12 protein-coding genes are annotated in these 11731 nt (G+C 43.1%); 5 read left to right on the top strand and 7 right to left on the bottom strand.

Features of this window, described 5'->3' with window-relative positions; translation table 11 throughout:
- Together Q0241_RS21165 and Q0241_RS21160 are read right to left on the bottom strand one after the other, a co-directional pair.
- Nucleotides 1–601 (bottom strand): FAD-dependent oxidoreductase (locus tag Q0241_RS21165; RefSeq protein WP_299381070.1); only part of this gene is annotated, 601 nt, incomplete at its 3' end.
- Complete coding sequence (locus tag Q0241_RS21160) at nucleotides 594–1289, bottom strand: porin (RefSeq protein WP_299381069.1); 696 nt, start codon at nucleotides 1287–1289, stop codon at nucleotides 594–596. The genes Q0241_RS21160 and Q0241_RS21165, both read right to left, overlap by 8 nt.
- Before the next feature lie 386 nt (nucleotides 1290–1675).
- Between Q0241_RS21160 and Q0241_RS21155 the strand changes: the two genes are divergently transcribed.
- Nucleotides 1676–2506 (top strand): sulfotransferase domain-containing protein, encoded by an 831-nt coding sequence (locus Q0241_RS21155; RefSeq protein WP_299381068.1) that lies wholly within the window; start codon nucleotides 1676–1678, stop codon nucleotides 2504–2506.
- 55 nt (nucleotides 2507–2561) lie between these two features.
- Nucleotides 2562–3242, top strand: coding sequence for a YggS family pyridoxal phosphate-dependent enzyme (locus Q0241_RS21150; RefSeq protein ID WP_299381067.1), 681 nt, complete (start codon nucleotides 2562–2564; stop codon nucleotides 3240–3242).
- On the opposite strand, the gene Q0241_RS21145 is transcribed toward Q0241_RS21150, so the two are convergent.
- From Q0241_RS21145 to ribA, 4 genes are all read right to left on the bottom strand, one after another.
- Nucleotides 3239–3802, bottom strand: a complete 564-nt coding sequence (locus Q0241_RS21145; protein ID WP_299381066.1) for a hypothetical protein — start codon at nucleotides 3800–3802, stop codon at nucleotides 3239–3241. The two genes, Q0241_RS21150 and Q0241_RS21145, sit on opposite strands and share 4 nt — an antisense overlap.
- Nucleotides 3803–3884: 82 nt before the next feature.
- Nucleotides 3885–4415, bottom strand: a complete 531-nt coding sequence (locus Q0241_RS21140; protein WP_299381065.1) for a L,D-transpeptidase family protein — start codon at nucleotides 4413–4415, stop codon at nucleotides 3885–3887.
- An 85-nt stretch (nucleotides 4416–4500) separates the two neighbouring features.
- A complete protein-coding gene (locus Q0241_RS21135) occupies nucleotides 4501–5589 on the bottom strand; it encodes a hypothetical protein (RefSeq protein ID WP_299381064.1) in 1089 nt (362 codons plus the stop codon).
- A 185-nt stretch (nucleotides 5590–5774) separates the two neighbouring features.
- Nucleotides 5775–6908, bottom strand: a complete 1134-nt coding sequence (gene ribA, locus Q0241_RS21130; protein ID WP_299381063.1) for a GTP cyclohydrolase II — start codon at nucleotides 6906–6908, stop codon at nucleotides 5775–5777.
- Between the two features lie 685 nt (nucleotides 6909–7593).
- Between ribA and Q0241_RS21125 the strand changes: the two genes are divergently transcribed.
- The 3 genes from Q0241_RS21125 to Q0241_RS21115 all read left to right on the top strand — a co-directional run bounded on the left by Q0241_RS21125 (nucleotide 7594) and on the right by Q0241_RS21115 (nucleotide 10664).
- Complete coding sequence (locus tag Q0241_RS21125) at nucleotides 7594–8289, top strand: response regulator transcription factor (RefSeq protein WP_299381062.1); 696 nt, start codon at nucleotides 7594–7596, stop codon at nucleotides 8287–8289.
- 63 nt (nucleotides 8290–8352) lie between these two features.
- Entirely contained in the window at nucleotides 8353–9192 is an 840-nt protein-coding gene (locus Q0241_RS21120) for an MBL fold metallo-hydrolase (RefSeq protein ID WP_299381061.1), read from the top strand.
- 149 nt (nucleotides 9193–9341) lie between these two features.
- Entirely contained in the window at nucleotides 9342–10664 is a 1323-nt protein-coding gene (locus tag Q0241_RS21115; RefSeq protein WP_299381060.1) for an adenylate/guanylate cyclase domain-containing protein, read from the top strand.
- A gap of 40 nt (nucleotides 10665–10704) precedes the next feature.
- On the opposite strand, the gene Q0241_RS21110 is transcribed toward Q0241_RS21115, so the two are convergent.
- Nucleotides 10705–11731, bottom strand: a 1027-nt coding sequence (locus Q0241_RS21110) for an ABC transporter permease (protein ID WP_299381059.1), incomplete at its 5' end; no start/stop codon positions are given.

Genomic DNA, 11731 nt, shown 5'->3' with positions numbered 1-11731 from the left:
TCTTGGCCATAGCCTTAACCACGTTGCCCATATCTTGATTTAAAAGATAGGCACCAAGAATTTTCCTCTCTTCATATCTTTGCGCAATGGTAATACCATGATGAGACGCTGTAATAAGATCGATTGCAGTATGGCCTTCCAAGAAGTGAACAGATGGAAATCTCTCACTATCCTTTAGTAAGTTTAGAAGACTTATTTGAATTTCTTTTCCTGTATAGTCACCACGATATAAAATTCTTTCAATTGAATGAGCAGCTTCCTTTGTGAATTTTAAAGAATCATTCTCATCTTTTTCAAAGTTAGCATTGGCCATCTCAAGTAGTAATTCATCAATGGCAATTTTTCCATACTTAGTTAGTGTGTCAATTGCATGTGGATTTGATGTATTAGAAGAAGCTACCTGAATATCACTATGAAGGTGCTTGTCACTTTCATCGGGATAAATTATTCCACCCTGGGCCCAGTATGTATTACTTACCTGTGGGTCTTTGGCCCGAGTAACGATTCCTATCTTAAGCCCTGTTCCAGCAAGTTTTGCAGCAGTCGCAAGTCCTGCAATACCACAACCGAGAATGAGAACGTCAAAGTCGTAATTATTCAACGTTACCTCTTGCATACTTTAATGACAGATCAACTGCTGGAGCATCATATGTAAGAGCTCCACTGCCTGAGTAGACATCAGTACCAGAATTTCCAGCGCTTACAGTACCACCATGGTCATTATCTGGGGCAAAACTTATGCCTGCTCTGAATCCATTATAAGTTGGTGTGTAGTAAGTTATCTTGGTGTCATCACTCGAATCACTAAAATCAGCTGCTGAACGAGCTGCACCAATACGTGCACTACGGGAGTTGTACATGGTTGAGCCAGTATAGTTACCGTACATACCAAACATAAAACCAACTGACGAACCAGAAACCATCAAATTATCACCAGCAGAATCTTGGTCACCAAGCTCAACGCGACCAAAATCACCTTCTAGGAAGATGTTGTTTTCATCGGCATCATTTGTGTTACCTTGATCAGCTTCGAGCTGAATGTGTAGACCGTAAGTCAGGCCATTGTCAGCAGTTGCTGTGTAAGTAAGCGCGATTTCAGAGTTAGTGTTGAAATCAATACCTTTATTGGTGTCGCCACCAGAGGCAGTTGAGTCGCTGTCTACACCAGTAGAAGAAACGTGGAACTGTGTGAATGCGGACCATACGATTTCGCCATCAGCAGCCATTGCTGGTGCTGCGAAAGCCGCGCCAGCTACAAGAGCTGAACTAGCAAGCAGAACTTTTTTCATTATATTCGATCTCCAAAAAAAAATAAATGAGGCACAAAGCCTTCAATTAACGTGTGCTTTTGTAGCACTAGCTGAAAAAGAACTGCAATACTGGAATCTTATGTAATGTTGTTTTTGAGTACTAGTGTGACATTGATGCAACAAAATGGATGCTTTGAGTCGAGAATATTCAGAGGAATGAAGGGATATTAAGTTTTTAACGTTAGAATCTGATTAATTCATTCCTTAACCAAAATAGGGACTCTGGGTATAATAATAAAAAAACAAGAAGCTTTTTTGATCTGCTTGCAGGTATTTTCTAGTCCTGATAGGTAATTATTTAAATATCCAAATTTGGCGTCGAAGATATGTATTTGGCGTCCTTGAGTTTAAAATGGAGACAATTGATGCCGGGAATTGTTTGGATTTCTTCCTATCCTAAATCAGGAAATACATGGACTAGGATTTTTTTGGCCAATCTAATTTTAAATGAAAAAGAACCAATCACCCCTGATCGTGCAGCGGAAGTTTGTATGTCAGAGGCGAGTAAATCTTGGACTGCTCCGCTATTGGAAAAAAATCAAAGCTTTGAGGATTTATCGTTCCTTGATATAGCAAAGTTACGAACCAAAGCACAAAAAAGAGCAGTTAATATTAATAAGAATGTTGTGTTATTCAAAACGCATAACTATCTCGGAGAGTTTTCTGAACAACCGCTTTGTAATATGTCAGTCACCGCAGCCGCCATTTATATCGTCAGAGATCCAAGGGATGTTGCAATTTCTGCCGCCTATCATTTTGGCGTTTCACTGGATGAAACCATTGAATTGATGAATAAGCATGGGGCAATGAGTGAGCCTGATGAAGGACAGATCTTTGAAGTTTATAGCAGTTGGTCAAAGCATGTTAAGTCCTGGACCCAATCCAAACATAATAGACTAATCGTTTTGCGCTATGAAGATATGTTGGCTGACCCTCACAAAGTCTTAGGTGGTTTGGCGCGTAAATTAGGGGTAACAAAGGATGAAGAACGTATAAAGCGTGCTGTCGAGTTTTCTTCCTTTAAGCAGCTACAGGCCTTAGAGGCAGAAAAAGGCTTTGTTGAAAGATCTCATAAAAGCGAGAAATTCTTCCGCTCGGGTAAAGCTGGTGGATGGCGGGAAGTGCTGACAGATAAACAACGTTATCGCATTGAGAAAGATCACAAAGCACAGATGAAACGTTTTGGGTATTTGTAATTTCGAGTCACTTAGAACTTCGAACTCTGTCTTAACTGAAAAAACGTTGTTTATTATGTCTGTTGATATCGCCAAAAATCTCAAAAATATTAGAGATCAAATAGAGTCTTCTCGGGTGGAGTCTTTGATGGCTTCTGAGAATGTATCTTTGATTGCTGTGAGTAAGACAAAGCCTGTTGAAGATGTTTTATCAGCTTATGAAGCTGGCCACCGTGTTTTTGGTGAGAACAAAGTTCAGGAGGCACAAAAAAAATTCGCTGATCTTGAGCAGATAAGAGGAGAAATTGAACTTCATCTGATTGGTCCTTTGCAGACGAATAAGGCAAAAGAAGCTGTTGAGACCTTTGATGTCATTCAGACTGTAGATCGACCTAAGCTGGTTAACGCGCTGGCCAAGGAAATAAAAAAACAAGGGAAAAGTCCCGAACTCTACATTCAAGTAAATACAGGTGAAGAATCCCAGAAGGCAGGTGTTTTTCCGGGGGATTTAAAAGACCTTATTGCCCTTTGCCATGAACAAGATCTTCGAATTACCGGGCTTATGTGCATTCCGCCAGTGGATGAGGAGCCTTCACTACACTTTTCCTTTTTATCAAAGCTTGCAAAGGAAAACGGTTTACCAAATCTATCAATGGGTATGAGTAGTGATTTTGATTTGGCAGTTCGTTTCGGCGCAACCCATGTCAGGGTCGGGTCAGGTATTTTTGGTAGTCGTGATTATACGAGTGCGGGTTAAGTACAATCATCGAAATTTGTACAGTCATCAAATCTTTCGGGATTTGTCGTTGTTAACAGCTTTCTGCCGATCAGTCCGACGGTTTTAGCAAATCCTTCTGTATCTGGTGCAGAGTAAACCCGTGCTCTTAGGCTTGTTAAGGTTCTGTTATTTAAGCAAAAGGCCGCAAGAACCACGCTTGTATTGGTGGTGGAAAAATTTTGCGGGTTTGAATTATAGTCTTCATGACATATTGCAATTGCGTTGCCACTTTCCGGCACATTAAAAGCCCATTTCATTTGATAAGGGCTTTTGGTTTCTGTGGAAGAGGCAGGAGCATACTTTGCATCAAGCCATTTGGGGCCATATTTATTCAGGCCGGCTGAAACATTTTGCTCGAGGGCTTCTTTCTCTTTTTTAGAGACAACATTCACTTTGATTGCTTGGCCATTCGCCGCTAACAGAGCGTCGCCTTTTGTGTATCCTAGTGAATAATAAGTTGAACGAAGACTATCATAGCCAGCTGCGGCACAGCCTGTCAGAAAAAGGCTTATGGCTATATAAGAAAGAGATTTTTTCATGTGTTGGGCTTTCTTAAACTTGCAATCTCGTTCTTTTATATGGGGACAAACTGAAAAAATACATCAGATGCTTAATAGAGCTTTATCCAATCACTTCAATCTTTGATTCACTTTCTATAAGGGAAAGTAACTCTAAGAGGTTATTGAGTTCAAGAGCAACGCAGCCTTCTGTCGGTGTCAGCCCCGGTTTGGCGACATGGAGAAATATTGCTGATCCCTGACCTGGAATGACAGGGCCTGAATTGTGGCTTAGAAGTCCGATAAGATCATAGGTATTTTCTTGCTCTTTCCACAGGACTTCGTGGCTGGATGTATAGGGAACAATGACGGCTTTGTTGTAATAGGGATCTTCGGGTTCATCACACCACCCGTCTCTTTGACAAAGAGGTGCAATTTCAACCACCTTACAAATAGTTTTTCTTTGTTCCAGAGATATACGGTCTGCACGATATAGAACTTTGGTTAAATTCCAGCTTCCTATCGGGGTCTTCCCATCACCCTCGACTTTTTCTTTGGCAGGAACAGTGCCATTTTTACCGATGGTACATGGCCATATTTTGTCGCCATATGACGCCTGCCAATTACCATTAACTGCCTGAACGATGATATCCATGTCTGTACCCGAAATCAGTCTTTAAACGTAAGCTGGAAATAAGATTTGGGCCAAACATACATATTCAGTCTGGATTGTCGAGGCTTCAGTTATTGCTTTTTAGCTCTTTATATTTATCCAGCCCGTTTAACATATTTTGAGCAAAATCACTTTCAATGGCAGCAATAGTTTCCTGAGCCGATGGAGCGTTTTCTGTGATGGAAGCGGTTGTTGGGATGGATACTTGTGGTGTCTCAGTTTTTACAGGTGTGGGCTGAGGGGAATGTGATGTCTGTGCAATCAGCACATTACCACCAGAGAGAGGGAACCATTTACCGGGCCTGGATGGAGATAGAGGGGCTGGGTTCGCTTGCTGTAAATTTAGGGGTGAATTAGAGGGTAGATTTGATGATGCTTGAATTGGTTGTGCAACAGCTGTTGCTTTAGTGGTTGTCATATCATCGTAAAGGGCTGCTAGCGCTGCTTTTCCTTCGAGAGGAGACGTTGTTGAGCCCGTACCATCGGTGTTCGTTACCGCATTACTGACTAGTGGCTGTTGGCTTGGTGCAGGCGGTATCACCGGGGCCAGCTGAGAAAAAATGGGTGGTGATGTATTCTCGGCGGTGGATTCGACTGCTGCAACTTGAACAGGGCTTTCTTCTTCATCAGTCCCAAGAAAAGCCTCCATTATGTTTTCGCCTATATCTTTACCTGTTGTTTCTTCAGAAATTGAATTTGCTATGGCGGAAATAAAACCGGAAGGGCCTCCATAAATCATCCCACCGACAACCCGGGCGGCAGGTTGAATTTCATCGCCGGTGATTTCTCTGTATAATGTTGAAATTACAGGAATATGTTGCAGAGGATTTATAACATCGAGGAAATCAAAGAAGCCAAAACTTTGTTCTTCCTGAGATGAATTTTGCTGTTCTATAGCGGCTTCTGTCGTGGGCCTCTTGCTTGGATCCGTTGTGTTTGTTTTGGCCAGTTCATTTTTAAACGGATTTTCTTGGGTAGGTTTATGGGATAAAGGCGCTTTGTTTATTTGTGCATTTTGAGGTTGCGCCAAAGGTGTTGAAGCTGTGGGAAGAGAAGCGTTTTCTGATCTCAGATCTGTATTATTGTGCCCATTATGAATGGCAGGACGGATTTGTCCTTTTTGAATAATTTGTTGAGAATAGAGCTGATCCAACATAAGCCTGATAACACCTGATCGTTAATTCAAGTGTATCAATGCAATGATCGGGCCAATTTATAGTGGCCTACAAGGGGGCTTTTTCTCTAAATTCAAATATAAACCGGAATACTTTTCCTGTAATAAGGCAAAGCTTGCCCATATCAGCTTATATATTCTCAAAGGCATTTCTTTGAAAGATGGTTTTAGAGCTTATGTCCAAAGCGTGTTGCTTTGGTTTTTAGATAAAACTCATTGTGCCCGTTTGAAGGGAAATGATGTGGAACCATTTCTATAACTTCTATACCACATTCAATCAGGGCGGTTGCTTTTTCTGGGTTGTTTGTCAGGAGTCTGACTTCGTCATAGCCCAACTGACGCAGCATTTCAGCCGCAGGGATATAAATCCGTTCATCAGGGTCAAAGCCGACAAGTTCGTTGGCATCTGATGTATCAGCGCCTCTATCCTGTAGTTCATAGGCGCGAAGTTTGTTCATCAAGCCGATGCCTCGACCTTCTTGTGAAAGATAAAGGAGAACACCACCACCTTGTTCTTCCATAAGCTTTATCGCGCCGCGAAGTTGGTCGCCGCAATCACACCGTAAACTACCAAGAAGGTCACCCGTAAAGCATTCAGAGTGCAGGCGTATTAGCGTTGGTTGATTTGGATCGGGGTCACCAATAACAAGGGCAAGATGTTCAGTGCCTCCGTCCTTTGGACGAAATGCGACAACGGTTGTCTTTTCGGCCATTTCAAGAGGAACCTGAGCAGATGCTACTTTTTTTAGACTATAAGCGGCCGTACTGCGATAGCTTGCAATATCACTTGCCGAAACGACGAGAAGGTTATGTGTTTTTGCAAGCTCTGTGTCTTTACCGTCTGGCAAATTTACAAAAAGCGCAGCCGGAAGCAGACAGGCCAGTTTTGTCAATAGCACAGCATTTCGGGCCAGTATTTCGGGGACTTCGGTGGTCAGAAAATTATCATGCCGTAGATTAATCCCCAGAGGATCGTGTACTGGATCAGCCAGATAGGACGCGGCTTCCGGTGACATACCGTCCAGCGCAAAGGCGATGACTTCTGTGGTGTTGATAAGGGGTTCTGCTTCTGTGATCCCGATGGCTGCTGCGCGGCGTGCTGTTAAAAGAAGGCAAGGTTCTGCATTACTGATGTACCGAAGTTTGTTCAGGCTTTTGTCTGATGAAGTTTCGGATGCCTGTATTAATGCAGATTGTCCATCGGGGCGCTGTACAATAACAGCTGCTCCACGACGCAATTCTGCAATGGCTCGCTCAACAGCAGGGAGGATCCTTGCGGCATTTTCTTCTAGCGCTGGCACTGATCTGTTCTTTCGTCCGGCTTGGTTGCATTCGGTAATCACAGCTTTTGGTAATGTATATCACCAAAGGACAGTGATCCGCTCCTTATTTAGGGAACACTATCCTGACATTCCAGATAAATGTCTAAAAGCCAATGGTCACTTATAGCAAAGTAGCACGAATTGAAAGTGTGAAAATACGAAGCGTGAATAGGGGGTTTGCGACAATTCTTAACATTTATCAGGTGTTAAGGGGTACCTGAACCAGTTCTTTTTCTGCATTTCCAGTTCTTTTTTTGTATTTATAGTAAACTGTGGATGGTACATCGATTTACATCGGGTTAAATATATCTTACGGCGCACACGTATTGTTTACCAACTGCTATTTGTAATTTCTGTTGAAAATCACGATATAGACAAGCTTGAAATTAAATTGGATCTATAATTTTGATAGCTAAAGTGTAACTTTATTTGTTTATAGCCACGTTTATCGTTAATGCCGGGATGCTCTGGTGTACAGATTTCGCGGGTGAGCTTGAATGTGGTTGGTGCGAGTGCTATCTAAATGGGTGTAATTTTTGGATAAAAACGGGTTATTTGATAGCCGCAGAAATAATACAATCGGATTGTAAATCCGGCAGCGAAATAAAAACTGTGAAATGAACACTGTGATTTAAACAGGGAAAATAGATAAGGGGCCTATGGGATGACGACTTCAAACGGCCGTAGAATATTGCTTGTAGATGATGATGACGCGCTGCGTTCGTCATTAAGAGAGCAACTGCATCTACATGAAGAGTTTGAAACAACGGAAGCCGTAAATGGTATGGAAGGCTTGGAAAAGGCCAAAGATGATTACTATGATGCGATTTTGCTGGACGTTGGTCTTCCCGACATGGATGGGCGTGAGGTTTGCCGTCTTATGCGACGCGCAGGGGTTAAAAGCCCGATTATTATGCTGACGGCGGCTGAATCAGATGCAGATACTATACTTGGGCTAGATGCTGGCGCTAACGACTATATTACCAAGCCATTTCGTTTAGGGGTTCTTCTGGCACGATTGCGTGCCCAACTCCGCCAGCATGAGCAGAGCGAAGATGCCGTTTTCACCATCGGACCCTATACTTTTCAGCCTAGCGGTAAAATTCTTATAGAAGGCGAAACACAAAAGAAAATTCGTCTGACCGAAAAAGAAACCTCTATTCTTAAGTATTTGTACCGTAAAGGATCTCAGGTGGTTGGTCGGGATACTCTTCTCAATGAAGTTTGGGGTTATAACGCTGGTGTAACCACTCATACGCTCGAAACTCACGTATATAGATTAAGACAAAAGATTGAAATCGACCCATCGAATGCAAAGTTATTAGTAACAGAGCCTGGTGGTTATCGTTTGGTACCCTAGAGGTATTTTGGCAAAGGGTCTGTGAATTTTGCATTTGGCTATGTAGTAGCCGGGAGATTAAACGTGTCTATAACGAGTGATTTTACAGTGAAATTCTGGGGGGTAAGAGGCTCTATACCTTGCCCGGAAAACAGCCACAGGCGTTATGGCGGGAATACGTCATGCGTAGAGGTTCGCTGTGGAGATCACCATTTTATATTCGATGCTGGCACGGGCATCAGATCTTTGGGGCAAAATATTTGCTCGGCAAGTGACAAACAGCAGATTGATATCTTTTTCTCACATACACATCATGACCATATTATGGGTATGCCATTTTTTGGTCCGAACTTTTACCCCAAAAATAAAGTGCGGTTGTGGGCGGGGCATTTATTAGAGCAAAAAAGCAATCTCCATGAAATTTTGTGCCGGTATATGGCGGAACCCTTGTTTCCCGTACCACCCAAAATATTTTCAGCGAATGTGACCTTCCATGATTTTCACAGCGGTGAAACGCTAGAGCCATATCCCGGGTTAAAGGTTCGCACGACACCTTTGAACCACCCCAATGGAGCTACGGGGTATCGCTTGGAATATCAAGGTAAGTCTTTCTGTTATATCACTGATACTGAACATACACCCGGGGTACCAGATCGTCAGATTCTAGAACTTGTCGAAGGTGCTGACTGTATGGTCTATGACAGCAGCTATACAGACGAAGAGTACCCGAAGTTTAAAGATTGGGGGCACTCAACCTGGCAAGAAGGGGTTCGGCTCTGTGAGCAGGCAGATGTTAAGCAGCTTATCGCCTTTCATCATGATCCCTGCCATGACGATGATTTTTTGGATGCAGAAGCAGAGAAAGCAGAGAAATTGCGACCGGGAACGTTGTTTGCAAAAGAAGGGCTGGTTCTTAGCCTGTAATTAGTTTCCTTTGGATCACGTAATTCTGACTATGGCTTGATCAAAGTTTCTATAGAATAACAATAGAAAAAGCTTAATTTAAGTGTATTGCATGACAATTCTCAGACAGATGTCATAGGCAGGTGCCTTAAAGTTTCAGGATTATACATATGAAGTGGTTTAGTTCGGTTAACGAAACAGCTCTGCCAGCGCGGGTATTAAAAGCCATTCATGAACAAGAAGATAAGACCGAACGGCTGATTGGCTGGATTCAGCTGGGTGTCGTTAGTATTTTTGGGTCACTTTATCTTCTTTCACCAAAAACCTTTAATGAAGATGTGACTTTTGCCCCTGTTCCTTGGGCCTTGAGTATTTATCTGGTTTTGACACTTATTCGGATTGTCTGGGCTTATAAATTCCATCTACCTGATTGGTCATTGGCGGTTTCTGCGCTGTTTGATATGACGCTATTGATGGTACTGATCTGGAGCTTCCATATTCAGTACAACCAGCCCCCGAGTTTCTATTTAAAAGTCCCAACCCTTCTTTATGTCTTTATTTTCATAGCGATCAGAGCTTTGAGGTTTGAAGTCAAATTCGTTGTCATTGCCGGGTTATTTGCGGCTTTGGGCTGGGGCATTATGATCATGTATGTTGTCTCGGTTGATTCCATGGACAGCATGATCACGCGGGATTATGTACATTATATGACCTCAAACTCTATTCTTCTTGGGGCTGAGTTTGACAAGATAATCTCTATCCTTGTTGTTACTCTTATACTTGCTGTTGCCTTGGTTCGCGCCCGCGCTTTATTGATTAATTCTGTGTCCGAGCGACAGGCTGCCCAAGAGCTGTCACGTTTCTTTTCCCCTGAAGTCGCTAAAAAAATTGCCCATTCAAAAGATAAAATAATGGTGGGGAGCGCCGAAAGACGCGAAGCGGCGATTATGAACTTGGATATGCGGGGGTTTACAAAGTTAGCTGCGGTTGAATCTGCCGAGGTTGTGATGGGTACATTGGCTGAATATCAGCAGCTTTGTGTGCCGATTATCCAGAAGCACGGTGGATCTATTGATAAATTCATGGGGGACGGAATCATGGCTACCTTTGGTGCCTCGCTCCCTTCGGAAACCTATGCTGCGGATGCTCTAAGGGCCATGGATGAGCTCATGGATGTAACAGCGGCATGGCAAAGGGATAATGGCGAAGAAGCGCCGCTGGTTAATGGTTCAATTGCTGTTGGGCCTGTTCTATTTGGAGCTGTAGGTGATGATACGCGTTTGGAATACACGGTAATTGGTGATGCCGTAAATCTGTCAGCAAAGCTTGAAAAGCATAATAAGGACGTTGGTGCGCGTGCTATTTCAGACCACACCACCTACCAAAGAGCTCTTGAACAAGGTTACCAGCCGTTGTTGGAGCCAAAAGTGCTCGAGAAAAGCCAGATAATGGGTGTTTCTGTGGCAATGGATCTGGTCGTGATTGCGGATTAATGTGTGAAGAGGGTTTTGAAACCCCTCACCACACCATAGCTTATTTGTAAGGGTCCGCGGCATCACGTAGCCCGTCACCCAAAAAGTTATAACAAAGCACGACCAGCACGACGGGTTGTACAGGTAAGAGCAACCATGGGTATAGAACCACGGCGCTTATATTCTGGGCTTCGTTAAGCAGCACGCCCCATGATGTGATTGGGGCTCTTAATCCTAACCCGAGAAAAGACAGACCAGTTTCACCCAAGATCATCATTGGTATGGCAAGGGTTGCCGAAGCAATAAGGTGGCTACTAAACGAAGGTAAAAGATGTTTTCCGATAACCCTTGCATGTGAAGCCCCCATTAACTGTGCTGCGGTAGTGAAGTCCTCTTCACGCAAACTCAACAGTTTTGATCTTACAGCACGGGCTAATCCCGGCCAGTCCAGAAAACCCTGAATAATTGATATTCCAAAGAAAACGCCGAGGGGACTCCAGGTAACAGGCAAGAGGGCAGATAGGGTCATAAAAAGTGGTAAACTTGGAAAAGACTTTGTGATTTCAACTGCCCGAAGAACAAGATTGTCTATAAGTCCACCAAAGTATCCTGCTAGACCGCCTAAAAAAGTGCCGAGTATAAAACTGATGGCTACGCCAATTAAACCAATAGTCAGAGAAATTCTTGAGCCATAGATAATACGACTAAAGACATCCCGTCCCAATCGGTCCGTTCCCCAGATGAAAAGGGTTCCGTTTTCAGCAGGGCAGATGAAATGGAAATCTCCACTGATCAAGCCGAGATAGTCATACTCTTGATTACTACGACAGAAGAAGTTTATTTTTTGGATATTTGATGTGTTCGGGGTGTATTCGCGTTTTAAATTTTCCATGTTTAGATTGAAATCAAAACCATAGACAAAGGGACCTATAAACTCGTCGTCATGGAAGAAGTGAATAGCCTGGGGTGGAGCATAGATAAACCCGCTTTCTCGGTTGTGTAAGTTGTAGGGGGCAACCAGTTCCGCCAATAAGGCAACAATATACATACACAGCAGGATAATGCCGGAATAAACGGCTAGTTTATGT

The organism is uncultured Kiloniella sp., from assembly GCF_937128705.1.
Lineage (GTDB): Bacteria > Pseudomonadota > Alphaproteobacteria > Kiloniellales > Kiloniellaceae > Kiloniella.
Note: the sequence above shows the minus strand (reverse complement) of the source record. Positions and strands in the feature narration are given on the sequence as shown.

Coding starts and splice junctions, on each gene's coding strand:
- Q0241_RS21145 (WP_299381066.1), bottom strand. CDS start 3,802: ATGAAAAAATCTCTTTCTTATATAGCCATAAGCCTTTTTCTGACAGGC.
- Q0241_RS21125 (WP_299381062.1), top strand. CDS start 7,594: ATGACGACTTCAAACGGCCGTAGAATATTGCTTGTAGATGATGATGAC.
- Q0241_RS21115 (WP_299381060.1), top strand. CDS start 9,342: ATGAAGTGGTTTAGTTCGGTTAACGAAACAGCTCTGCCAGCGCGGGTA.
- Q0241_RS21160 (WP_299381069.1), bottom strand. CDS start 1,289: ATGAAAAAAGTTCTGCTTGCTAGTTCAGCTCTTGTAGCTGGCGCGGCT.
- Q0241_RS21150 (WP_299381067.1), top strand. CDS start 2,562: ATGTCTGTTGATATCGCCAAAAATCTCAAAAATATTAGAGATCAAATA.
- Q0241_RS21140 (WP_299381065.1), bottom strand. CDS start 4,415: ATGGATATCATCGTTCAGGCAGTTAATGGTAATTGGCAGGCGTCATAT.
- Q0241_RS21155 (WP_299381068.1), top strand. CDS start 1,676: ATGCCGGGAATTGTTTGGATTTCTTCCTATCCTAAATCAGGAAATACA.
- Q0241_RS21135 (WP_299381064.1), bottom strand. CDS start 5,589: ATGTTGGATCAGCTCTATTCTCAACAAATTATTCAAAAAGGACAAATC.